Below are 23519 nucleotides of genomic sequence, written 5' to 3'. Positions count from 1 at the left end.
TGTCCGGTCATGGTTGCAGAGATGCGACTGAGAACGGCTGAGAAGCCAGGGAGCGCAAGGGGCACGGTGTGATCGAGTTGACGAGCGTGATCAGGGATCTACGGGAGGAGCTGGGCCGGGCGATCGCCGCGGCGGAGGGCGAGGCGCTGCGCTTCGAGCTGGGACCGATCGAGTTGGAGCTGTCGGTCGCGCTGGAGCGGGCCGGGCAGGCGGGGGCGAAAGTGCGGTTCTGGGTGGTGGAGTCCGGTGCGGAGGCGGCGGTGAGCGCCGTCTCGGCCCAGCGCATCTCACTGGTGCTGCAGCCGGCCTTGGCGGGGGCGGACAAAGCGCCGTTCATCTCCGGCCGCGCTGACGCACACGAGCAGTGAGCGCCGTTGTGGGCGGGGCGACGGAGCCGGACGGGCTCGACCGGCGGCGGGCGGTCCAGGTCATCACCACGTGCGGCGCGGGCGTCGGAGGGCGCGGGTCGGGTTACCAGGTGGCCGGGAACGTGGTGCTCACGGCCGCGCACGTGGTGTGCGGCGCGGCGACGGTGCAGGTGCGTTTTCTCACCGAGGACGGCGGTACGCGGGAGTTGCAGGGCAAGCCGTTCTGGGTGAACTCCGCCTCGGATGTCGCGCTGATCGCCCTCGCGGACGCAGCCGTCCGCGGCCCGGGCGCGGGCAGCCCGGCCGGTGCTGCGGTTCCGCCGGTGCGGTTCGCCCGTGTTTCGAAGCCGGTGGAGTGCGAAGCGCTGGGATTCCCGAGGTTCAGACTGCGTGCCGGGACCGCGTCGCCGCACGGCGGTGCGCCCGTGTCGTATCGGGATTCCCACCACGCGCGCGGTGAGACCACCCCGTTGTCGAACCAGCGTGAGGGCAGTTTGGAGATAACCCTGAGGTCTTCCCCGGAGCCCGACCCCGAGCGGGGCCGTTCGCCTTGGGAGGGCATGTCGGGGGCCCCGGTGTGGAGCGGCGGGTACGTGATCGGCGTCATCACCAAGCACTACCGCTCCGACGGGCTCAGCACGCTCGCGGCGAGCCCGGTGGACCGCTGGTACCGACAGGTGAGTCCGCAGGAGATCGGCGAACTGAGCTCGCTGATCGGATTGCCGGCGCATCCTGGCCGACTGGAGGAGCTTCCCCGTGCAACGCCGCTCACCGGTGCGCCGGAGCTGCGGGAGGCTGCCGGGCTGCTCGCCTCCAGGGTGGCCGGACAGTGGCGGAAGGAGGAGCGGCGGCGGCATGTGCACGACCCGTTCCCGCTCCCGGTACGCTTCCGGAACGCCGATGCGCGCCTGCTCGATCACTGGGCCAAGATCTGCAACGCGCCACCCGGGGAGGATCCGGCGCCGCTCGCACTGGGCGGCCGCATCGACCGGATCGTAGAGGTGTACCGGTCCATCCCGTCCCGCCGGCTGGTGGTGCTCGGTGCGGCCGGCGCGGGCAAGACGATCCTGACGCTGCGCTTCGTCCTCGACTGGCTGGGCGCCCGTACGCCGGACGAGCCCGTACCGGTGATCTTCAGCCTGGGATCGTGGGACCCGACCACCGTCTCCCTGCGCGACTGGATGTGCCACCAGCTGGTACGCGACCACGGCCTCGCCGGTCCCGCCGCACACGGAGGGAACCTGGCCGGCGCGCTGGTCGACACCGGCTGGATCCTGCCCGTCATGGACGGGTTCGACGAGATCGCCGGCGGCCTGCGGCGTGCAGCGCTCAAAGAGCTCGACCGCACCACCACCCCGCTGCTCCTCACCAGCCGGCCCGGGGAGTACGCCGAGGCCGTGGAGGCCCGCCCGTTCCCGAAGGCCGCCGTCGTCGAGCTGGACGACCTGACCTTGGACGACGTCGCCCTCTACCTGCCTCTCACCAGCCGTCCGGGTACGGACGGCGGTATGCGCAGCACCGTGTGGGAACCCGTCCTGGACGAGCTGCGCAGGCAACGGCGCAGCCCGGGCGCGGAGAACGTGGCCAGGGTGCTCATCACCCCGCTGATGGTCGCCATGGCCCGTGCCGTCTACAGCGACGCCCCCGGGCACGACCCCGGACGGCTCCTGGACACCGCCACGTTCGCCGACCCGGAGGCCCTGCAGAGGCATCTCCTGGCGGCGTTCACCCCGGCCGCCTACGAGCCCTCGCCAACCGACGGCGGCAGCGGCCGACGTCGGCGGCGGGACTGGCACCCCGACCGTGCGCAGCAGTGGCTCGGCTACCTCGCCGCGCACCTGGACCGACTCGGCAGGGCGGCCACGGGCGTCCCGGCACGTGACCTCGCCTGGTGGCAGCTGGGCACCACGATGAGCCGTTCCTCGCGCATGCTCGTGATCGGATTTCTCGCCGCACTGGCCCTCGGGGTGACGACCGCCGTCGGGAACGTTCCCGTGGACTTGGTCGCGACACCGTTCGGGCTCAGGTTCGCGCTCGTGAGGGGGTTCGTGGTTGGGCTCCTGCACGCGCTCGTGAACGGACTGTTCTTCGGGCTCGTGTACGGATTCGTGTCGCAGGGCGCGGCAGAGCCGTCGCGCGTACGCATCCAGGTCTTCGGCAGGACCGGGCGCACGCGTACGGGGGTCTTCCCCAGGTTCCGGCTGGGGCTCGCGTGCGGGGTCCTGGCCGCGCTCGTGCTCTTGTTCCTGGACAGGGTCGTGGTCGAGTCCCTGGGGCTCGGGGACGGCCTGGACGGCGGGCTCGTGGGGGCCCTCGTGTTCGTGCCCGGGCTCGGGCTCGGGGTCGGGTCGGTGTTCGGGCTCATGGCCTGGCTGGAAGTTCCCGTCGACATCAGATCGGGTGTCAGTTCCTCGGAGCTGCTCGGCCAAGACCGCAGGAACGTGCTCTTCCATCTGCTGGTGTGGGCGCTCGTGTTCGGGACGGGAGCCGGATGCGCCAACGCGCTCGCGACCGGGCCCGTGTGGGGACTTCTGCTGGGGCTCGCCTTCGGGATCGAAGCCGCCTTCGCGGGTGGACTCGCGTACGGACTCGCTTTCACCGCTTGGGGCCAGTGGGTGGCCCTCGCGCGCATCTGGCTGCCGCTCACAGGGCAGTTGCCCTGGCGTCTTGTCGCTTTCCTCGACGACGCGTGCGAGCGGGACGTACTGCGCCAGGCCGGCGCGGTCTATCAGTTCCGGCACGCTCAACTCCAAGATCACCTGACCCGGGTCTTTCTGGCGGGCTGCGACAGCGGCCTGCCGACTCCCCCTGCGTCTTGTATCGCGGGCGACGGAGACCCGACAGCGGCCGGTCCTGTGCCCGCCGACGTCGGCATCGGCTCGCCGGGCCGGCATCGGCGGACCCGGCCGGGCCGGTGACGGGCCGGACCGGCCTTGACCGGCACATCACTGCACTGCGTATTCCGCCTATTTCTCCGAGAGAACAAAACACCCTGACGGGGGTCAGCATGAGCACTGGCAAGCACACCCGGAACCCGCACGAACGGCGCCGAACGGCCCCTGCCGTCCGGAGCATCCCGGTGCCACACAGCCCGCTTCGACTGGCGACGGTCGCAGCGGTTGCGGGCGGGGTGCTGGGACTCTCAGGCACCGGACCCGCTGCCGCGGACCCGGTGTCGCTCACGCTGCGGTACACGTGCTTGACCGGGTTGATCGGGAATCTGCCCGTCACGGTGCGGATCCACTCGGACGTCCCTGAGTCGGCCGAGGTCGGAAAGCCCACCCTGACCTTTCCCGTCAACGCTGAGGTGCCGGTGCCCGCGGACGCTGCGAAGGCGCTGGGCAGGATCGGTGTGACGACCGTCGAGGGTACGGTGGAGGCGCAGGTCCGCGTGGCGGCCCCGGAGGGGGACAGCCGGGTGAAGGTGCCGGTCGATGTGAAGGCCGGCATCCCGGCGGCCGGGTCCTTCCACGTCGAGGCGTCCGGCTCCGCACCGGCGCTCACCTTCAGGCAGGCGGGCAGCGCGCGGATCACCGTCGGCGACCTCGTCGCGCATCTCACCCTGAAGGACGCGAGGGGCGACGTCGCCTACCCGGGCGAGATCGACGCGCGGTGCACGCCGGATGCCGGGCAGAACAACGTCTTGGCGTCGTTCCGCATTACCGGGCCCGGGCCCGGGACCGGGACGGACACGGGCCAGGCCGCGTCCGGGGCGACAGGCGCTGCCGGTACAGCCGCCGCTCCCGGCGCACCGGCAGCCGACCGGGCCGCGTCAGGCGCCACCGAGTCCACGCCGCAGGGCGCGCTCCCCGAGACCGGAGCCGACCCCGAGCTGTGGCTGCTCGGCGGCGCGGGTGTGCTGCTGGCCGCTGGTGCGGGCACCCTCTTCGCCGCACGCCGAGGCCGTGCGGGTGGCGGCGTCGGCGATGCCGCCGCGACCTGACCGGGCGACCAGGCTGATTCACGTCCGGAGCAGACCGGCAGGCGCAGGAACCCCCGCCGGGCGATCACCACCCGATCCGCACACTCTTGACAACTGGTCATGCTCCTGACTGCAGTGGGCACTGCGCCACTCCCACGAACGGCACCACCCCGAAGGGAGCGATCAGCGCATGACCAAGCCCGAGAGCGCGGGATACGAGTACGACGTCGTCATCAGCGGAGCCGGCCTCGCCGGCAGCGCCGGAGCGACCCCGAGCTGTCGTACGCGTACAACATCCGGCGCAGCACCCTCGACCCGCTGATCAGGTCCCGTGCGGCGGAAACGCCCGGCGTCGATCTGCTCCTCGGTCACCAGGTGACCGGGCTGGTCCGGGAAGCCGGGCGAACCCTGGGGGTGCGCGCGTCGACAGCACAGGGCGAGCGCGAGATCCGGGCCCGCCTGGTGGTCGGCGCCGATGGCAAGGACTCGGCCGTGGCGAAGTTCGCCGAGGTTCCCGCCCGGCAGTACGAGAACGCGCGGTTCGGCTACCTCGCGCACTTCCGCAACCTTCCGCTGCACGGCGGGATCAGTCACGCCTGGTTCCTCGAGCCCGACATGGCGTACGCGTTTCCCAACGACGACGGGGTGACGGTCGTCGCGGTACTCCCGGACAAGAAGCGGCTGCCGGCCTTCCGGGAAGCCACCAGGGTCCGCAGGTCAACGCGGTGGCCGGCCGCCGTGGCCGCTGACTTTGCAACATCCCTGGTCGGGGCGGGGAACGCGGTCGGGTTCAGGGGAGCGGGCGCTGAGCCTGAGCCTTCCTCATGAGTTCCGCGAACGGTGTCTCCGCAATCGAGCCACGCACGAATGCGAGACCGTACCAGTCCTCACCATGCTTCAGGTCGGGCTTGAAGGTCTTCTTTTCGCCCGGCCGCGACACATCCACAAAGAGATCCGGAGCGCCCTTTGCATACACCCACCAGACCGTCACGCGCTCCCAACCACGAGTCACGTTCAGGAGCTGAGTGCTGTTGGATATGCCGGACTGATATCTGATGTAGGGATCGTCGGGCCCGGGGGGATCTTTGTCCTTGCCTTCCTTCTTGAGTTCTTCCCGCCCCTTTTCGGACGCCTCGTAATCGGCGGTCATTGTCAATCTGTCTTTCCTGATCACGTACGTCTGGGTCTCGACTCTCACTGCTTCATGGTTAAGCGTCTCAGGTTTGGGGATCTCGGCGACCACATCTGTCGAATATTCCTCCTCCGGATCCAACGTCCGCCCCGGAGGCTCGATGAACTCGCCAGGTTTGATGACCCGGTATTCGTCCTTCGGATCCTTCGCGATCCTGACCTTGATCCAGTAGATGCTGCCGAGCACATAGACCGGGACCTGGCCGGCGTTTTTGATGCGCAGGCGTACCCGCAGGTACATCTCCCCGCTCTTGTCCAAACTTGGTGTCCCGAATTCAGCCGTGCTCTGTACCAGCGGCTGCGCCACGGAAGGAGCGTAGACCAGTCCATATCCCAAGTTGATGACGACAAGGAGAGAGGAGGCGATCGCCCCGATCGCGATTCGCCCAGGATAGCGAAGCCCCTTCCACACCCGGTCGTGCCACGCAAGCACCCACAGAGCCCAGAAAGACCAGAGCGCGAGGACTATCCAGGCCTTCATGTACCACGGATACCACCGGTAGTGGATGTGCATCAAGAGCAGCCCCGAACTGACGGCAAGGGCGACCGAGACTCCGAGCAGCACGATCGGCCCCGATTTGGCCATTCTCCACCGGCGCCAATAGGCGATTGCGGCCAACATGCCCAACAATTCCACCCCAGCCAAGGTCAGCAAAACAAACCCTGCCATTCTCCCGGCGAAGCTGAGGGCGTCAGTGGCGTCCTTCATGCCGATCCCGAAAAGCACGCATGCAGTCCCCAGGAGGCCGGCTGCCAAGGCGATGCCGGTTATGTGTCGAAGCGGCGAGCGATCCGGCCAGACAGTGCTGTCTCCGCCGAGCCATTGGATGTCATCCTCGAATGTCAGACCCAACTGACACAGGACTTTCTGCAGTTCTTCGGGGGACCGCGCCTCGCCGACGGGCTTGCCGTTGATCAAAACCTTCCGCAGGCCGCTGGCTTCGGGTGGCCCCACGACTGCCGCGGGGGCGTTCGTCATGGCACCAGCCTGCCGCCGCACCTGGGCGAACGCCCCTTGACCGCGCCTCCCAGGAGCGCCTCCCGTGCGATAACGGGGCCACAGCCGTCACCCGAATGGAGTAACAGGGTGCACACCTCGACACCGTGCGGGGGCAAGCTGGTGACGACCGTGTCGCTCATCCTGGTCGGAGGTCCCGATGCGTACACGACTTCTCGGGTTCACCGCCGCCGTGATACTGGCCGCTCTTGGCCCCGTCGCCCCTGCTGCGCACGCTGCCGTGGTTGCACAGACTGCGCCGCCCAGCGTCGACCCGAAGGCATGCGAGGAAGGCAAGGGGACTGTGGAGTATCAGTCCGACGGCTCGTGGGTCTGCATCGGCGGCAAGCACGACGGCAAACCCATCGCCTGAAGCAAAAAGCTGGCCTGGGCCGGGGTCGGCCAAGGGGAAGGGCGCCAAACGATTCTCGTCTTCTTGAAGCCGTCACTCTCACTCCGCTGACCTGCGGAAAATGCCTGGAGAGGCACTCTGATCTGCAGCGACCCATCTTTCCGACTCTTGTACCGTGCTGCCCGTTTGTACGGTCGATCCTCCCCAACCGCTCCCCGACAGGGCTTTATTCTCCCCGGATTCTCCCCGGCCGCGGATGCCTCCGAAGACGGATGACCCCTGGTCAGGAGCGCGATCCGGTGTTGGTACGTGTTGCGCGACGTAGTCGAGTCATGCGCCTCACTCCTGCCCGGGGCCGACATCCGCAAGCGCGGCTCCCAGCCGACGTGCACCCTCGGTCAGCTCGGCGTGATCGGCCGTCGCGGCGAACCCGATACGCAGGTGAGCCGCCGGCGGCTCGGTGGCGAAGTAGCGACTGCCGGCGCTCACGGCGACGCCGCGTTGCCGGGCGGCGCCGGTGAGGACCGTGTCGTCCACGCCCGACGGCAGGCGAACCCACAGGTGCAGTCCGCCCGTAGGCAACCCGGCCAAGGTCGCGCCCGGGATCTCCTGCGTGACCGCGGCGGCCAGCACGGCGCACCGCTCCCGCAGCGCCGTACCGAGAGAGCGGACGTGCCGGTCCCAGGAGGGGGAGCTGAGCACTTCCAGCGCGGCTTCCTGGAGCGGGCGCGTGACGAAGAAGTCGTCGAGCAGGCGCACCGCCCGCATGCGTTCCATGACCGGTCCGCGGGCCACCAGCGCCCCGATCCGCAGGCTCGGTGCGGCGGGCTTGCTGAGGGAGGTGACGTGGACGACCGTGCCGTCGCGGTCGTCGGCGACCAGCGGTCGCGGCACGGCGCCGCCGTGTCCCAGGTGCCGTGCGAAGTCGTCCTCGAGCACGAACGCGCCCGAAGCGCGCGCCACATCGAGAATCTGGCGGCGCCGTTCGGGCGTGAGCACGGTGCCGGTCGGGTTCTGGTAGGTCGGCTGGCAGTACAGCAGTCGCGCGCCGGTCATCGCGAACGCGTCGGCCAGCATGTCGGGCCGCAGTCCGTCGGCGTCGAGCGGTACCGGGACCGGCCGCAGCCCCGCGGCGCGGGCGGCGGCCAGGGCCCGGGGATAGGTGGGGGACTCGACCAGGACCGGGGTGCCGGGCCCGGCGATGGCCCGGAACGCGATCGACAGGGCGCTCTGCCCGCCGGCGGTGACCAGCACGTCCTCCGGCGCCACGCTGCCGCCGACGATCCGGGCGAACACGGTGCGCAGCGCCATCAGGCCGCCGGCCGGGGCGCGGTCCCAGGCGTCCGGACGGCGTGCCGCCCGCGCCAGCGCCGCGCTCAGGGCCCGGGTCGGCTGGAGCGAGCGGTGCACGTAGCCGCCGTCCATCGTGATCGTCCCGGCCGGCGGCGGGCCGAGCGGGTCGGCGATCAGGTGGGTGTCGACGGCGCGGTCGGTGAGGGCGACCGTCTGCCAGGACGTGTCGGTGGAACTGGCTCCGTCGTGGAGGCGGGTGCGCTGCGCCACGTACGTCCCACTGCCCGGACGGGTCACCACCGCGCCCTCGGCGGCCAGCGCGGCGATGGCCCGCGCCACGGTCGCAGGGCCGACCCGGTATTCCTTGGTCAGCTCCCGGCTGCTCGGCAGCCGGTCGCCGGGCGACAGCCGGGAGAGCAGCGCACGGAGGTTGTCGGCCAACTCACCAGAAGTGCTACCGTCATTCATGAGAGACAACAGTAGCGCTTCCGGTCCTGGTCAGGAAGCACTTCGGCTGGACGTCGCCGCCCTGCGGGCCGACACCCCGGGGTGCCGCCAGGTCATCCACTTCAACAACGCGGGCTGCGGACTGCTGGCGGCCCCGGTCCTCGACGCGATGGTCGGCCATCTGAACCTCGAAGCCAGGATCGGTGGTTACGAAGCCTCGGCCGCCCAAGCCGCCGAAGTCCGCGCGTTCTACACGGAGATCGCCGCCCTCATCAACACCACACCCGACAACATCGCCTTTGCGGGCAGCGCCACCCACGCCTACGCCAACGCCCTGTCGTCGATCCCGTTCGAGGCCGACGACGTCATCCTCACCACCCGCGACGACTTCATCTCCAACCAGATCGCCTTCCTGTCCCTGCGCAAGCGGTTCGGCGTACGCATCGTCCACGCGCCCGACACCCCGGAGGGCGGGGTCGACGTGGAGGCGATGGCCGCGCTGATGCGGACCCACCGCCCCCGCCTGGTGTCCGCCACCCATGTCCCCACCAATTCGGGCCTCGTCTCACCCGTCGCGGAAATCGGCCGCCACTGCCGGGAGCTGGACCTGCTCTACCTCGTCGACGCCTGCCAGTCGGTGGGCCAGTTCGTCATCGACGTGGAGGAGATCGGCTGCGACCTCCTCACCGCCACCTGCCGCAAGTTCCTCCGCGGCCCGCGCGGCTCCGGATTCCTGTACGTATCCGATCGCGTCCTGCGCGCGGGCTACGAACCGCTGTTCATCGACATGCACGGGGCCCGCTGGACCGAGCCGGGCGGCTACGAGCCCGTAGCTACGGCGGCCCGGTTCGAGGAGTGGGAGTTCCCGTACGCCACGGTGCTCGGCAGCGCCGCCGCAACGCGCTATGCACGCAAGGTCGGCATCGAGGCCATCGAGCAGCGCACCCCGGCGCTCGCGGCCCGGCTCCGCGACCGGCTCGCACCCATCCCGGGGGTGCGCGTGCTCGACCGCGGCCCGCGTCTTGCCGCGCTCGTCACCTTCGGAGTAGCGGGCTGGCAGCCGCAGCCGTTCAAGGCGGCCATGGACGCCCGCGGCATCAACTCGGCGCTCAGCTTCCGCGAGTTCGCACAGTTCGACTTCGGGGACAAGGACGTCGACTGGTGCCTGCGCCTGTCGCCGCACTACTACAACACCGAGGAGGAAGTGGACCACGTCGCGGACGCGGTCGCGGACCTCGCCGGCCAGGGACGGCGATGACCGCCACGCGGACACGCACCGAGGAACCGTCCACGGAGAGCCTCTGGCACAACGGCGACTTCCTCAAGTTCTGGCTCGGCGAGACACTCTCGCTCCTCGGCACCCAGGTCACGAACCTCGCCCTGCCGCTGACCGCCATCATCGCCTTCAACGCCACCGACGAGCAGGTCGGCATCCTGCGGTTCCTGCAGCTCGTCCCGTATCTCGGTCTCGCCCTGGTCTTCGGGGTGTGGGTGGACCGGGCCCGACGGCGGCGGATCATGCTCGGAGCCAACCTCGTCCGGATGATCCTGCTGGCCCTCGTTCCCGTCCTGTACTGGACGGACGTGCTCAGCATGGGCTCGCTGCTGGTGATCACCTGCGCCGTCGGCGTCGCCTCGGTGCTGTTCGACGTGAGCTGGATGTCGTACGTACCCACTCTCGTACGCGATCCCGAGCGCTATGTGGAAGCCAGCGCCAAGATGGGGATGAGCTCATCGGCGGCCGATGTGGCAGGGCCCGGACTCGCGGGTGTCCTGGTCGGCGCCCTGACCGCGCCCGTGGCGCTGATCGTCGACGCCTTCTCCTATCTGGTGTCCCTGATCTCGCTGCTGCTCATTCGCACGCCCGAGCCCCGTCCCGAACCGCCGGCCGCACGGCGGCACCTGCCGACCGAACTCCGGGACGGCTTGCGCTGGGTGCTGAAGAACCCGGTTCTGCGGTCGCTGGCCCTGATCGGGTTCTGCTGCAACTTCTCCATGGTCACCGTGTGGACGATGTTCCTGCTCTACGGAACACGCGACCTGCACCTGAACTCGACGACCCTCGGTGGCATCTTCGCCACGGCCTCCGTGGGCGGCCTGATCGGCGCGGCGATCTCCCGCAAGGTCATCCGGCGCTTCCGGCTCGGCCTTGTCTACCTCGTCGCCCAGTCAGCCCTGCTCATCGGCCCGACGCTGATCGCCCTGGCCACCGGCCCCCGGCCGGTGATGGTGGGGATGTTCGTCCTCTCCTTCTTCACCACCTACCTCGGACTCGGAGTCGCCGGCGTCGTCATCGTCAGCCTGCGCCAGGCCAGTACCCCGCAGTCGATGATGGGCCGGATGACGGCGGTCTTCCGCACCCTGCTGTTCGGCGGCGGCGCACTCGGCGGCCTGTTCGCGGGCCTGCTGTCCGGTCGGATCGGCGCCCGGGGGGCATTGACCGTGGCGGCGATCGGCTCCGCCTCCGTGCTGATCGCGCTCGTCCTGTCCCCGGTGAGCCGACTGCGCGGCCTGCCGTCGGCACCGGAAGAACCCGTCACGGCGACAGCGGACGGGCAGCCAGCCGGCTGAAACGGAGAACGTCGAAGGGCCCCACCGCACACGGTGGGGCCCTTCGCCAACGTGCCTGATGAGGCACGCAACTTCGCGTTCCAGGGGTCGGTGGGCCGGGAGTCGTGGTGGTCCTGGGCCTCACGGCGGTACTGCTCGACCCTGCCGTCCCGGAGATGGCCGAAGCCGACGGCCCGCGCGCTCAAGTTCCCTGGCAAGACCACCCTCTGACGGCACATCAGTTTCTTCTGATGCTTGCAACCCTCTTTTACTGCCATGTGAACTGTGAAATTGTACGGTCACACTTTCCGCGGCCATGCCAGCTCCGGGAGTGCTCAACTTCCGTTGCCATCACGGTCCGCACCCCCCACCGCCGTGCCCCACGCACGGCTGCCGACCGGCCTGGAGGCCATCGCTATGCGCAAACCCCCCACCCTCCGGAAACTCACCCAACTGCTGATACCCACCGTGGCCGTCGCCGGCCTGGGGCTCACCGTGCTCGCCCCCAATGGCGCGGCGACCCCGGCCGGCGCTGGGGCACCCAAGTCCGCACCGAGGCCGGCCCCCGCCCCACAGCCCGCCTCCGCCACCGTGCTTGCCGCCGATCTCGCACCCGGACACGCCGCCGACCCCGCGCGATCGGCCACGAAGACCTCGAACCCCGCGCAACGCGCTCCGCTCCCCGCGGCCCAGAACGCCTCAGAGCGCAAGCAGGCCCGCTCTGCGGCGAAGGCCGCGGCGGACTGCAACGTCAGCGAGTTCACCTCGAAGACCGGCGCCGCCCTGGCCGAGCAGATCAAGAAGTCGGAAACCACCTGCATCAACACGCTGTTCAACGTGACCGGTGAAGACTCCAAGGCCCTCTTCCGCGAGGAACAGATGGTCACGGTGGCGAACGCACTCAAGGATGTCGCGACCAACTACCCGGGGAACAACAGCACTTTCGCAACCCAGGTGGTGCTGTACCTGCGCGCCGGCTACTACATCCAGTACAACCAGCCGGAGAACGTCGGTGAATACGGCCCGACGCTGAAGAGCGCCATTCAGGGCGCCCTGGATGCCTTCTTCGGCTCCTCCCACGCCTTTGACGTCACCGAGGCCAACGGAGAAACCCTGGGCGAGACGGTCACCCTGATCGACAGCTCCGGAGAGAACGCCCGCCACCTCGACGTGGTCAAGCGTCTGCAGAAGGACTACGACTCGTCGTACGACCAGTTCTACGGGATGCTCGCGGCGGTCAACAACACCTACACCGTGCTCTTCCGCGGCCACCAGCTGCCTGAGTTCGTGGAAGCCGTGAAGGCGGACCCGAGCGTCCTCACCGGACTGCGTGACTTCGCCGTCGCCCACGACGATCTCCTCGGCACCGACAAGTCCTACCTGGCCGGCAACGCCGGACGCGAACTCGGCCGCTTCCTGCGGCACGCCGACCTCAAGGACACCGTCAAGCCGCTGGTCAAGGAGCTGCTCGGCCGAAGCGAGATCACTGGACGCACCGCCCCGCTCTGGGTCGGCCTTGCCGAGATGACGAACGAGTACGAAAAGGAGAACTGCGCCGAGTACGACACCTGTGACCTGCAGAACCGCGTGCGCGACGCCGTGCTGACGGTCAAGCACATATGCGGTCCGAGCGCGAAGATCCTCGCACAGGAGCTGACCGCGTCCGAACTGTCGGCCACGTGCGACAGCATCCTCAAGCAGGACCCGGTCTTCCACAACATCGTCAAGGACAACGGTCCGGTCAAGGACGACAACAACACCAGCATCGAGATCGTCGCCTTCAACTCCAGTACCGACTACAAGACCTACGCCGGTGTCGTCTTCGGCATCGACACCAACAACGGCGGCATGTACCTGGAGGGCGACCCGGCCGCTGAGGGCAACCAGCCGCGCTTCATCGCCTACGAGCAGTCGGCCCAGGACGGCGCCTTCCAGATCTGGAACCTCAACCACGAGTACACCCACTACCTCGACGGCCGCCACGACATGTACGGCGACTTCGCCGCCGGGCAGACCACCCCGACCGTGATGTGGATCGAGGGTTTCGCCGAGTACGTCTCGTACTCGTACCGCGGCATCACCTACGACAGGGCGATCGAGGAGGCGGGCAAGAACACCTACAAGCTCAGCCAGCTCTTCGGGACCACCTACGACAACGCCGACACCACCCGTATCTACCAGTGGGGCTATCTGGGCGTCCGTTACATGCTCCAGTCGCACCCCGCGGACGTGGCAACCCTGCTCGGCCACTACCGCGCAGGCGAGTACGACGCGGCCCACAGCCTGCTCCGTGACACCATCGGCACCAAGTACGACGCCGACTTCGCCGACTGGCTGAGCAAGTGCGCCGGCGGCGACTGCGGCCAACTGCCGGCCCGGAGCGGCCGGTGACCGGGGCCTCGGTCGCCGACAAGAACTGAGCCAGGAGAGCCTGGTGTCCCGCGCAGCGTTCGTGCGCGCGGGACACCAGGCCTGCCTTCGCGGGTCCGGGAGCCCCAGCCGAGCGGCTGCAGTCCAGCATTGCCAACTGAAGGTAGCGGAAGAGCAGTGTCATATCGATCTTCTGCCATTGCAGGGGCGATGTCCGCCGACTGGGAGGTGGCCGGCGGCAGGGTGGATCGCTTGATCTACAGTCCGGCCGCCGCAATCCCCACGGTGGAAGGCCTCCCGCAAGGACGGCTTCCACGTGCTCCGACACACTTACGCCTCGGTCCTCCTCGAAGTGGGCGAGTCCATCGTCACGCTCGCCCGGTGGCTCGGTCACTCGAGTCCGACCATCACCCTCGACCACTACGCCCACTTCATGCCTGAGGCTGGCGGCAAGGGGCGCGCCGCCATCGACGCGCTGCTCGGCACGGTGCCCGAGTACGTGCCTGAGGGCCTGATCACGGCGTGATCAACGGGTGGCTGGCTGCCGAATGCCGGGTGTTGGCAGCGCTTCCAACAGGACAGGGCTGGAGACGTTGGTGAGAAGCGGGAACGGCTGGAGGCTGCTCCAGGCCTAACCGCACCTGACCATGATCGCCTCGGCACACCACGCGGCGGCGGCCTCAGGAGCGGTTCGGGTCGGGTTCAGGATTCTGACCGTGCTTCCGTGACGACTACGCCAGAGCGACGGGGTCTTCCACGTACATGATCTCCTTCGGACCAGTGTCGGGTGGAGCGCGACGGGTTCCTCACCCAGACAGGCGTTCCACCAACAGGAAGGCGCCGATGGCGATCATCATGGCACCGCTGATGCGCGTGACGACCCGGGCGGCCGAGGGCCGGGACTTCAGGACCGTGCGGGCCAGGACGCCGACGGCGAGGTAGACCACAGCGCACGCGGTCAGGTGCAGCATGCTGAGCAGCCCGGCCTGCGCGGCGACCGGCCAGCCGTCGGCGGAGTCTATGAACTGCGGGAACAGCGCGAAGTACAGCAGTAGCGCCTTCGGGTTCAGACCGCTGATCCCAGCCCCTTTGAGCATGACCTGCACGTGGGAGGCGTCCGAGCTCTCCCCAGCGGCCGCCGGTACCGCCGGCTGCCTCAAAACGCCCCCGCCCAGCCACAGCAGGTAGCCGGCGCCCGCCAGGGTCAGGGCGGTGAGCGCGGCCGGGGAGCTCGCCACGATCACTGCCAGGCCCGCGACGGCCACCAGGGCGTAGGCCGCGTGTCCGGCGATCAAGCCCGTTACGGCCGGGACGACCGAGCGTTCCCGAAGTCCGGCGGAGATCGCGAAGGCCCAGTCCGCGCCGGGGGTGAACACCAGGAGCAGGTCCACCGCCAGGAAGGCCGCCAGCGTCGTCGTATCCATCGATCATTCCCTCTCGCATTTCTTGCTCTGGAGGGAAGGCTAGGCCGGATGTGCCCGAAGGTGTTTGCGTTTTTACCCCATGATCGCGAGATATGAGGGAGAATCTTCTTCATGGATGCCCTGGACCGGAAGATTCTTGCTGAGCTGCAGCTCGACGGCCGCCTGACCATCACCGAGCTGGCCGCTCGTGTGAAGCTCAGCGTCTCGCCCTGTCACCGGCGGCTGCGCGACCTTGAACGCGAGGGCGCGATCCGCGGCTACCGCGCCGTCGTCGACCCGGCCGCCGTCGGCCTGAACTTCGAGGCGCTCGTCTTCGCCACCCTGCGCTGGGAGAGCCCCGACACCGTCACCGCCTTCGAAGAGGCCGTGGCCGCCGTCCCGCACGTGCTTCAGGCGCAGCGCCTGTTCGGCGAGCCCGACTACCTCCTGCGGGTCGCCACCACCGACCTGGCAGCGTTCCAGGAGCTGTACGACCAGCAGCTCGCACGCCTGCCCGGGGTCCAGCGCCTGACCTCCACACTCGTCATGAAGAACGTCATCGACGACCGGCCCCTGCCCGAAAGCTAGTCACCACCGAGCTGCTGCGCTGAACGTTCCAGCGATGGCGCCCCACCCGGCGCTTCGCTGAGCATCTATCTGTCCAGACTGGCCAACTACAGGTCTGACCGCGTTTCAGAGCCAGCCTGGTGTCGCAGCGCTGTTGGCCGGTGTTGAGACGTTGCCGGGGCCCTGGTGCGCGGGTGGCGGCCGCGCAGGCTAGTTTGCTTGGATGAGTCTTCTTGATGATGTGGCCGAGCGCGACGGCTGGCGGTGCTGGGTTTGTGACGAACCGGTCGACCCCGACGAGTCGGTGAACGACCCGCGGGGGCCCAGTGTCGACAGCCGGACCGCCGACCGGAAGGCCAAGGTCGCCGAGCGGCTCGCGCACCGCGGCTGCAATAGCCGCAAGGGTGCGGTCAAGGTGGTCATCGCCTGGCCGGAGCGCCTGTACGTAGTCGAACCCGCGCCGCTGATCGCCGTTGCCGACAGGCTGGAGCGCAAGGGGGGCCGCGAGATGGTGGGCCGTTGTCCGACCAGGAAGGACGCGAAAGAAGCGGCGGATTGGCTGGTGGACCGGTTCTCCCGACTGCTACCGGGGCTGCCGGTGACCGCCGACATCGAGGCGGGCGGCGGCCAGTTCCTCGTCATCCTGGCCACCGGCCGCCGCTGATCGGGGATCACCGGTCAGCCAAAGACGGCCGACGTCGGGGCGCAGTAGCCGGAGAAGGCGAACGGGCCTGCGATGCCCGGCTAACAGCAGTAGCGCAGCAGTGCGGGCCGCCGCCCTCGCCGGGTGGCGGCCCGCACTGCTGTGTTCACTCCTCGGAGGGATCGGGGCTCCAGACGGCTGGCCCGCCGCCGCGCCACTCGATGAGCAGCGGGTCGTCCAGGCGGACGTTTTCCGGGTCCAGTCCTGCCCGCCGCAGGAACTCCAGGAGGTCGCGGGGGCCCAGGGCGCGGCCGAGGATGGGGTGCCGGCTTCGGGCTGTGTTCGCGGCTACGGGCGAGGGACTGGCGGGCGGTGCTTACGGCCCGTCCGGGACGCCGAGCGGCACGGTGAACCGCGGCTGCCAGCCTTCCTCCGTCAGCACCACCAGCTGGACCGCCGCCGCACGGGTGCGCAGCGGCAGCAGGCTGCCGATCGCAGCGCGGACATGGGCGGTAGCTGTCGGGTTGTCCTCACCCATAGCGACCGTGACATGGGCGGCGGGCTGCGCCCCGAAGCGGCCCTTGTACGGGCGCAACCCGGGCCACTGGGCGCGGAACGCATCGACGAGCGGTTGGAGTCCCGGAACGGTGACGGCGACGAAGCCGGACGCCGTCACGACCTCCTCCAAGAGCAGATCAGCTGCCGGAAAACTCGCCGCCAGGGAACGCACGCCCTTCTCGTCCTGATCTGTCAGCGCCGATTCCGGCACGAACGGTGGTCCCTGGCTCTGGCACGCCGTCATCATCGCAGGCCAGTCCGCTACTACGCCCGTTGCACTGGGAGGTGGGCGAGGGCAACGAGTTGGGCGTGGTCGAGGCGGTCGCGGCCGACGTGTTGGCTGGTGATCCACGCCCCGTATGGTGCCCGCTTCCGACCGGGACGTGCTCGATGCGGGCTCGTCCGGCGATGCCGCCCTCGCGTGTGGCTCCGGGTTTGGGTTCTGACCGCGCTTCCGGATGCTGTTGGTGATCTTCAGTCGCCGGTGCGGTTGCGTTCCAAGGAGGCCCGGTTCGCCTGCCGCAGCCTGGCAATCCAGGGTGCCGGCCCGGCGCTACACAAGAGGCACTTACGGGCTAACCGACCCGCGGCGCCCAATAGGCACCGAGCGCGACGCGGGAGCCTGCTGTATGTGCTCTGACGGCATGGAGTCTCCTGCTGCTGGTGGTCGTACGCCGCCGACCCTAGCCCCCGCCCCCGACGGCGGTCCCGCCGTCTCTCCCGCCCTGCACCCGGCCAGTGGGTGACGGGCTGCATGCACTCTGGCTTCGAGAGCCCGACGCGATTCGTACGTGATCTCCGAACGGTGGGCGCAACGCCGAGTCGTTGCTCGTCCTCGCTGGGGAGCAGCAGCCGCAGAGGCCCTGGCCGGGCATGGTCACCGCACGGGAGGTCGTTCAGTCGGCCGTCTCGGAGGTCGAGCAGTACCGCAGGGTGCCGCGACCGAGATCGAACCCTGTCGCATCCGGGGCGACTTCGTCGCCGACCTGTCGCACCTGCTCGCCGAGCTCACCGAGAACGCGCTGGTGTACTCGGCGGTGCAGCTCCCGGTCGAGGTGTACGGCTGGCGGGACCTCGACGAGTACTGCCTGGCGGTGGTGGACCGGGGCATCGACATGAGCCCCGAGGAGCTGGCCCGCGCCAACGCCCGCCTCTCGGGCGACGAGAGCTTCCTGGTCGCTCCCACCCGCTACCTCGGCCACTACGTCGCCGGCCGGCTCACCGGCCGCCTGGGCGCCCACGTGGAGCTCCGCCCGACGGAGGGCTCCGGCATCACGGCGTACCCCAGCGGCCACAAGACTGGTGCGACACGTTTCGACTTCTGCGTACGAAGTGGCGGAAGCTGCCCCTGTGTTCCTGCTTGCTAGAGTGCAAGTGTTGAACGCTTTGTTGAGCAACTGAGCAGTTGAGCGGTCATCGGGGTACGGGGGCGGATATGTGGCAACAGGTCCCAACTTGCTGGTGAGCAGCACGCACTTGACCAGGCTAGCCGACGACCTCGACGAAATGCAGCGCTACCTGGACCGGCAGGTCAAGCGCATGGACACGGTCGTCGACACGATCGAAGCCCGCTGGCAGGGGCCCGCGGCCAAGGCCTACCGACGGCGGCATCGTGATGCCGCCAAGGAAGCGGTACGCATCCGTGAGCTCATGAAACTGATCGAAGCGGCCGTTCGCATGAGCCGAGACGGGTTCACCGAGCAGGAGCTCGACACTCTGGCCGCCTTCAGGCGCATCCAGATGTCCGTGGATGTGGACAGGGAGGCGGCCGAGCTTTCGACCCCGAACACCGGGAGCCCGCCCCCCGCGCCGCGCACGAGCCGCTTGCAGGATCTGTGACGAGGGGGACGCATGACTGACAGCGACGGCAACATAGCGGTCGACTTCGCCACTCTGCGGCTCCTCTCCGGCCAGCTGGAAGAGATCCTCAAGGAGCTCAACGAGAACGTGCAGACCATGCACGACCGCGTCGCGAAGGTCGTTCTCACCTGGGAGGGCGAGGCCCGCGAGGCGTTCATCGACAAGCTGGACGAGTGGGATCGGTCCGCACGGGACCTTCAGGCGACACAGGCGTGGCTTCACAGCATTGTGACGACCGGTCAGAGCAACTACGCGGCGGCACATGCCGCGGTGCTGCGGGGATGGGGAGCGGCCTGATGAGCACGCCTCCTCCTCCGCCCCCCTTGAAGAACGGAGACATCGACGTCACCCCCAGTGCGCTGCACGCGCTCGCGGGCTACGTCGCCTATCTCCAGGACGGACTGCACAAGGGGGCCAATCAGCTCCTCAACGAGCTCGGCCGATATCCGGACTGCGGGGGCTATGGAACCGCCGCACGGGAGTTCGCCGCCGCGTACAAGAAGGTCGGCAACCGTTTCATCGAGGTGTGGGCCAAGTCGGTGGCGAGCGTCGGAGGCGCCGCCGTCGGCTTCGCCGTGACCGCGAACAACTACGCGACCGCGGACGCCGCCACGGACCCCTCGGGCGCCCCGGCCCAGACCCAGCCACCGCCGACCGTGATCGACACACCGCCGAACTACGGGTCCGTGACGGACCTCAAGTGGGCGGACGTCGACCAGAGCCAGGACATCTTAGTTGGCACTGGAAGCGGTGGAGGCCGGAGTCCTGGCGATCATCAGGCCCCTCCTGGAGGACGCCTACCGCATGGGCAAGGCGGCCGAGATCATGCCGTTGCCCGATTACGTGGGTTTGGACAGCATGTCCGTCGCTTGGGTGTACGCGAGCACGTCCGTCACCGCCACGGACGGAAACCTCAGCAGTGCTGTGCACAACTACACCGATCGGTCCAATGGCGAGTGGAACGCCGCGATGCGGCAATTCTGCAGCGCTGTCTGGGGTACGAGCGCGTGGGGCCAGAGTCGCGAGGGTTACGAGTGGAAACATGACTCCGCGCAGCCCGGTCAGGCCAGCAGCCACCCTGTCATGGACGTGATGGTCAAGACCTGTGACGTCATGAGCGACGCTCTGCGTGCCTGGGCGGCCGCCGCGAAGGATGTGCGAGACGACCTTCGCAGGCTCTACTACGAAGCCGTGCTGAAGGCTCTGCCGCACATCGACAGAAGCGACGGTCTGGACATGAAGGACGTCAAGAGCTTCGGCAAGGGACTCCTCAAGATGGGGAGGAGTTTCGCGGTCGGCTTCGCCCTTGAGGTGGACGAGGAGGCGATGAACGCGGCGGTCGAGGCGTACAACAACCGCGTGCGCCGACAGGTCGCTGAGCTCAACAAACTGCACGAAGCCCTGGATGAGGCATATCTCAGTGCCCCCACGTTCCGGGCCGAGTCGGCGCGGGCGGAGTCCTGGGCGACACCGCCGCGCGTGACGTGACCAATGTATGGGTCGTTCTGAGACCCAACCCGGGGAGCCACCCGCCGTTCGTCGTTCTCACTTCCATGTCCACCGACAAGACCCAGCACCCGTAGTGCGCACGTGGAGAACTGAGGTAAGGCCCATGACTCGGATTGACGCCACCTCGTGGAGCCGTTCCCTGCGGGCCCTTTTCGGGGAGGGCATGTTCGCGGCCGTGGGGGCGCGGCGGCGCGATGACTGGCGCCTGGACGCCCTCGACGTCATGCAGCTGCGGACGGACGATCCGCGTGGCTGGTCGAAGGTTGCCGCGGCACCGGGAGGGGGCGATTACGGCACCGGCCCGGACAGCCCGTTCAGTGCTGTCACGCCAGGAGACTTCAGCACGGCCTTCCCTGTGTCCAGGAGGGGCACCGAACAAATCCTGGTCACTCTCCAGGGTGAGTGGTTCCAAACAGAGGACATTCCGGATTTCGATGCGCGAGAGGCCGAGCTGACCTCGCACGCGAGAACGATCCTGGAAAGATTCGGAGAGGACGCGCTATTTTTTACCAATGCGGCGACGGCGCGAGAGAATCCCCATGCCGATATGTTCCGTCGCGAGGGCGCCTATGAGGGCTTCACCAGCCACGTAATGGATTGTGGTGTAATCGCTGTCTCCGCCACGGAAGTCGGCATCTTCTGGGGCTTCACCATCGACTGAGGTCTTTCCAACCTGCCGTGCTGGTGGGGCAGTTGGCGTGACAGATGAGTGAAGCCCCTGGTAGACGGGTTCACGACGAAGATCACCCGTGCCGACCAGAGGCTTCACGTGCTTGTCTACCCGTCTGGACTTGACCTGTCCAGCTCGCACCTTCGCTTCCTGACCGTCCGCATCCGTGACCGCCGCCGCGCGATCGGGAGCCGATGGCGCCGCTTGAGCGCCGACCGACAAGCCCTACTCACCCTCGCCCACCTGCGCAACGGGCATCCGTATGCCCAGCTCGCGGCCGGGTTCGGCATCGGAACGACCACGGCCTACCGGTACATCACCGAAGCCGTCGAACTCCTGGCCTCCCTGGCACCGACCCTCGAGCAAGCCGTCCGCGCCGCGTCGAGGAAAGCATTCGTCCTGCTCGACGGCACGCTCCTGCCCATCGACCGGATCGCCGCCGACCGGCCCTTCTACTCGGGAAAACACAAGAAGCACGGCATGAACGTCCAGGTTCTGACCGACCCGGCCGGACGCCTGCTGTGGGCCTCACCCGCCCTGCCGGGGGCCGTTCACGACATCCGAGCCGCACGCGAACACGGCATCCTCACCGCCCTCGCCGCAGCAGACGTCAACTGCTGGGCGGACAAGGGCTACCAGGGTGCGGGCCCGGCTGTCCGTGTGCCCTACCGAGGCCGCTGGGAGAACCTTTCCCGCGGCCAGCAGGCCGTGAACCGCTCGCAGGCCAAGATCCGAGTCCTGGTCGAACCCGCCATCGCCACCCTCAAGACCTGGCGGCTACTACGCAAGCTGCGATGCTCGACAACCCGGATCACCGGCCTCGTCCAAGCCGTCCTCACCCTCCACCTCACCTGCTCAAACTGAGGTTGGAAAAGGCTCACTGAGGATCTCCCGTGCGTACCCGTTCTGCCACCTATCCCGACCGCGCGACCGCACAGTGGTGTACCCAGCAGGTCGTCACGCGCAACGAGCAGGCCGTACATCGCTGGCTGGCCCAGGGCACGCGACCGAGGCTCACCATCGAGGCCGCTTGGCCGTCCCGTGAGGAGGCCGTCGGGCGCGTGCTTCTGCAGGCGATGATGCTCGCCGGTCGCGAGCCCGTCGATGTGCGGGCCGCGCGGGTGACGCTGAGGCGTGAAGCGTCGAGTCCGCACGGCTTCGTCGTGCACGCCACTTACCCGATCTATCTCTGAAGGTGCCGCAGTGCCCATGAAGCCGCTTGAGTTCGACCGCCGGTACGGCGAACTCGACGTCGTCGTCGCAGCCTTCGTCGGACAGGAACCCGACAGTCCGGAAGCAGGCACAGCGCCTCCGGCTCTTCAGGCGTACCTCCGGCACACCTGGCACACCCGGCCCTGGGCGCTCTCCGTCGCCGAACAACAACTTCGGGAGTACGCGCGGAATCCGCCGGGCAGTTTGCGGCTGCGCCTCGGCGAGTTCTATTCGGTACCCGACATCGGGCTGTCCGAGTCCCGGACTCAAAGCTGGCTGTCCGAGATGGCCGACCACATCAAGCGCAGCATCGAGTCCGGAGATGTGCCTCCGCCGGCCGCGCCTCAGACCCACTGGGAGTGGCACGCCCGCTTCGGGGAGCTGGGGCAGTTCCTCGGCGGTTGGTTCTCGCAGGACATGCCCGACGAGTTCGGCGACCACGATGCGGCGGTCCGCGACTACAGGGCAACGGTTGATCCCCAGCTGACCGCCCGGCTGGTCGGCGAGATCCACGAACTGCTGGCTCTGGGGCTGGAGGAGCACGACTACGCCGTCGGCGTCGCTGAGCTCGGCATGGAGGTCGAGCCGCCGGCCCCGTTCTCGGTCGAAGCCTGGCTCCGGACGGTGGCGGAGCATCTCGGGACGGCCAGGCCCGACTACACGGACTGAACAGTCCCGTCCGGAGGGCTTTCCGGGCCGGCGGGGCTATGTCGGAGCCCGTTGCCAGGGGGTACTGACCTGCGGGTTTGTAGTGTACTTCCGGTTGGTGAAGGGGGAGGGTGTGGTGGACTTGGGAGCTGTGGTCGTGCTTGCGGGGATCGCCGTGCTCGGTGGCGTGGTCGCCGCCCTCGCGGGCGTTCAGGGCTTGCGCCTGGCGCGCCGCGTGAGCGGAACGGGCGTGCGGGTGCCGGCCCTGGTCAAGCGGCAGCCGGGTCCCCCCATTACCGTTTTGGCGCCCCGCAATGGGGCGCCAGGCCTCCGGAGTTGGCATGACTGTCTCCCCCTGTCGAACGCATGGCCTGGGGGGTGTCACCGGCTCCGGAGGCATCGACAGACCGCTGATTAGGGGCATGACCACCGGCTTCTTCGTAAGTCGGGAGGCTCTTCATAATGTGGATGTGGCGATCGGTGCCGTGGGACGGCCGGGTGTGGGGACGACCGGAGGACGCACGCGATCGACGTCAGTGACATCGGCGCCTTCCTCGGCCTGGACGTCGGCAAGGGCGAACACCACGCCACCGCCGTCACCCCGGCCGGAAAGAAGGCATTCGACAAGCGGCTGCCCAACAGTGAACCCAAGCTCCGCGAGGTGTTCGGGAAACTGCAGGCCAAGCACGGAACCGTGCTCGTCGTGGTCGATCAGCCGGCCTCCATCGGCGCCCTGCCGCTGGCCGTCGCGCGTGACATGGGCTGCCCGGTCGCCCATCTCCCCGGGCTGACGATGCGGCGGATCGCCGATCTCTATCCGGGCGAGGCCAAGACCGATGCCCGCGACGCCTTCCTGACTGGAGTACTAGGGCCTGTGTGATGTCGTGATCAGTTCCTGGGTTCTGTCCTGTTCGCAGGTTGGAATCCGGTAGGACTGTGGTCGTGACACGCAGGCAACT

Annotated in this window: 23 protein-coding genes and 2 pseudogenes; 21 read left to right on the top strand and 4 right to left on the bottom strand. The window is 68.5% G+C overall.

What is annotated here, in order from left to right; all coding sequences use genetic code 11:
- The first annotated feature begins 68 nt into the window (after window positions 1-68).
- From ACGFYQ_RS28195 to ACGFYQ_RS28175, 5 genes are all read left to right on the top strand, one after another.
- Window positions 69-368 carry a trypco2 family protein gene (locus tag ACGFYQ_RS28195; protein ID WP_393748611.1) on the top strand — a complete coding sequence of 100 codons (300 nt, stop codon included), beginning with the start codon at window positions 69-71 and terminating at the stop codon, window positions 366-368.
- Window positions 365-3286, top strand: coding sequence for a trypsin-like peptidase domain-containing protein (locus ACGFYQ_RS28190; RefSeq protein ID WP_393748609.1), 2922 nt, complete (start codon window positions 365-367; stop codon window positions 3284-3286). The genes ACGFYQ_RS28195 and ACGFYQ_RS28190 overlap by 4 nt, the downstream gene beginning before the upstream one ends.
- Before the next feature lie 281 nt (window positions 3287-3567).
- Window positions 3568-4311 (top strand): DUF6801 domain-containing protein, encoded by a 744-nt coding sequence (locus ACGFYQ_RS28185; RefSeq protein WP_393748607.1) that lies wholly within the window; start codon window positions 3568-3570, stop codon window positions 4309-4311.
- Between the two features lie 169 nt (window positions 4312-4480).
- The gene (locus ACGFYQ_RS28180; RefSeq protein ID WP_393748873.1) at window positions 4481-4612 is read left to right on the top strand and encodes a hypothetical protein; all 132 of its coding nucleotides are present in this window, start codon (window positions 4481-4483) and stop codon (window positions 4610-4612) included.
- On the top strand, window positions 4567-5118 hold the full coding sequence (locus ACGFYQ_RS28175) for an FAD-dependent monooxygenase (RefSeq protein WP_393748865.1): 552 nt from the start codon (window positions 4567-4569) through the stop codon (window positions 5116-5118). Before ACGFYQ_RS28180 ends, ACGFYQ_RS28175 begins: the two co-directional genes overlap by 46 nt.
- Here ACGFYQ_RS28175 and ACGFYQ_RS28170 read toward each other — a convergent pair.
- On the bottom strand, window positions 5081-6460 hold the full coding sequence (locus ACGFYQ_RS28170) for a hypothetical protein (RefSeq protein WP_393748605.1): 1380 nt from the start codon (window positions 6458-6460) through the stop codon (window positions 5081-5083). The genes ACGFYQ_RS28175 and ACGFYQ_RS28170 overlap by 38 nt on opposite strands.
- 178 nt (window positions 6461-6638) lie before the next feature.
- Here ACGFYQ_RS28170 and ACGFYQ_RS28165 point away from each other — a divergent pair, with 178 nt between their 5' ends.
- Complete coding sequence (locus tag ACGFYQ_RS28165) at window positions 6639-6851, top strand: hypothetical protein (protein WP_393748603.1); 213 nt, start codon at window positions 6639-6641, stop codon at window positions 6849-6851.
- Window positions 6852-7169: 318 nt separating this feature from the next.
- Here ACGFYQ_RS28165 and ACGFYQ_RS28160 read toward each other — a convergent pair whose 3' ends face one another.
- On the bottom strand, window positions 7170-8591 hold the full coding sequence (locus tag ACGFYQ_RS28160) for a PLP-dependent aminotransferase family protein (protein ID WP_393748601.1): 1422 nt from the start codon (window positions 8589-8591) through the stop codon (window positions 7170-7172).
- Between ACGFYQ_RS28160 and ACGFYQ_RS28155 the strand changes: the two genes are divergently transcribed.
- The 4 genes and pseudogenes from ACGFYQ_RS28155 to ACGFYQ_RS28140 all read left to right on the top strand — a co-directional run.
- Window positions 8590-9828, top strand: coding sequence for an aminotransferase class V-fold PLP-dependent enzyme (locus tag ACGFYQ_RS28155; RefSeq protein ID WP_393748599.1), 1239 nt, complete (start codon window positions 8590-8592; stop codon window positions 9826-9828). The genes ACGFYQ_RS28160 and ACGFYQ_RS28155 overlap by 2 nt on opposite strands.
- Entirely contained in the window at window positions 9825-11141 is a 1317-nt protein-coding gene (locus ACGFYQ_RS28150) for an MFS transporter (protein WP_393748597.1), read from the top strand. Before ACGFYQ_RS28155 ends, ACGFYQ_RS28150 begins: the two co-directional genes overlap by 4 nt.
- A 396-nt stretch (window positions 11142-11537) precedes the next feature.
- Window positions 11538-13511: a collagenase gene (locus ACGFYQ_RS28145; RefSeq protein WP_393748595.1), complete on the top strand. Its 1974-nt coding sequence runs from the start codon at window positions 11538-11540 to the stop codon at window positions 13509-13511.
- A gap of 262 nt (window positions 13512-13773) precedes the next feature.
- Window positions 13774-14016: pseudogene (locus ACGFYQ_RS28140) on the top strand (tyrosine-type recombinase/integrase); the annotation flags it as partial.
- A 280-nt stretch (window positions 14017-14296) separates the two neighbouring features.
- Here the strand turns inward: ACGFYQ_RS28140 and ACGFYQ_RS28135 are convergent.
- The gene (locus tag ACGFYQ_RS28135; RefSeq protein WP_393748593.1) at window positions 14297-14914 is read right to left on the bottom strand and encodes a LysE family translocator; all 618 of its coding nucleotides are present in this window, start codon (window positions 14912-14914) and stop codon (window positions 14297-14299) included.
- Between the two features lie 111 nt (window positions 14915-15025).
- Here ACGFYQ_RS28135 and ACGFYQ_RS28130 point away from each other — a divergent pair, with 111 nt between their 5' ends.
- A complete protein-coding gene (locus ACGFYQ_RS28130; RefSeq protein ID WP_393748591.1) occupies window positions 15026-15481 on the top strand; it encodes an Lrp/AsnC family transcriptional regulator in 456 nt (151 codons plus the stop codon).
- A gap of 202 nt (window positions 15482-15683) precedes the next feature.
- Window positions 15684-16124: a hypothetical protein gene (locus ACGFYQ_RS28125; protein ID WP_393748589.1), complete on the top strand. Its 441-nt coding sequence runs from the start codon at window positions 15684-15686 to the stop codon at window positions 16122-16124.
- Between the two features lie 355 nt (window positions 16125-16479).
- Here ACGFYQ_RS28125 and ACGFYQ_RS28120 read toward each other — a convergent pair whose 3' ends face one another.
- Window positions 16480-16872 carry a 2'-5' RNA ligase family protein gene (locus ACGFYQ_RS28120; protein WP_393748587.1) on the bottom strand — a complete coding sequence of 131 codons (393 nt, stop codon included), beginning with the start codon at window positions 16870-16872 and terminating at the stop codon, window positions 16480-16482.
- A 580-nt stretch (window positions 16873-17452) separates the two neighbouring features.
- Here ACGFYQ_RS28120 and ACGFYQ_RS28115 point away from each other — a divergent pair.
- The 9 genes and pseudogenes from ACGFYQ_RS28115 to ACGFYQ_RS28075 all read left to right on the top strand — a co-directional run.
- On the top strand, window positions 17453-18028 hold the full coding sequence (locus ACGFYQ_RS28115) for an ATP-binding protein (RefSeq protein WP_393748585.1): 576 nt from the start codon (window positions 17453-17455) through the stop codon (window positions 18026-18028).
- A gap of 94 nt (window positions 18029-18122) precedes the next feature.
- Entirely contained in the window at window positions 18123-18500 is a 378-nt protein-coding gene (locus tag ACGFYQ_RS28110) for a WXG100 family type VII secretion target (RefSeq protein WP_393748583.1), read from the top strand.
- Between the two features lie 12 nt (window positions 18501-18512).
- Window positions 18513-18818, top strand: coding sequence for a WXG100 family type VII secretion target (locus tag ACGFYQ_RS28105; protein WP_030844112.1), 306 nt, complete (start codon window positions 18513-18515; stop codon window positions 18816-18818).
- Window positions 18819-19256: 438 nt separating this feature from the next.
- A complete protein-coding gene (locus tag ACGFYQ_RS28100) occupies window positions 19257-20009 on the top strand; it encodes a hypothetical protein (protein ID WP_393748581.1) in 753 nt (250 codons plus the stop codon).
- A gap of 124 nt (window positions 20010-20133) precedes the next feature.
- Window positions 20134-20691, top strand: coding sequence for a hypothetical protein (locus ACGFYQ_RS28095; RefSeq protein WP_076045738.1), 558 nt, complete (start codon window positions 20134-20136; stop codon window positions 20689-20691).
- 108 nt (window positions 20692-20799) lie between these two features.
- Window positions 20800-21564 carry an IS5 family transposase gene (locus ACGFYQ_RS28090; protein WP_393748579.1) on the top strand — a complete coding sequence of 255 codons (765 nt, stop codon included), beginning with the start codon at window positions 20800-20802 and terminating at the stop codon, window positions 21562-21564.
- A 29-nt stretch (window positions 21565-21593) separates the two neighbouring features.
- Window positions 21594-21893, top strand: coding sequence for an RNase A-like domain-containing protein (locus ACGFYQ_RS28085; RefSeq protein WP_030844105.1), 300 nt, complete (start codon window positions 21594-21596; stop codon window positions 21891-21893).
- Window positions 21894-21903: 10 nt separating this feature from the next.
- A complete protein-coding gene (locus ACGFYQ_RS28080; RefSeq protein ID WP_393748576.1) occupies window positions 21904-22581 on the top strand; it encodes a contact-dependent growth inhibition system immunity protein in 678 nt (225 codons plus the stop codon).
- 505 nt (window positions 22582-23086) lie between these two features.
- Window positions 23087-23416: pseudogene (locus tag ACGFYQ_RS28075) on the top strand (IS110 family transposase); the annotation flags it as partial.
- Between the last annotated feature and the right edge of the window lie 103 nt (window positions 23417-23519).

It is taken from the genome of Streptomyces sp. NPDC048258 (assembly GCF_043201995.1).
GTDB lineage: Bacteria > Actinomycetota > Actinomycetes > Streptomycetales > Streptomycetaceae > Streptomyces.
The sequence above is the reverse complement of the archived record's forward strand: the minus strand, read 5'-3'. Positions and strand labels throughout refer to the sequence as shown.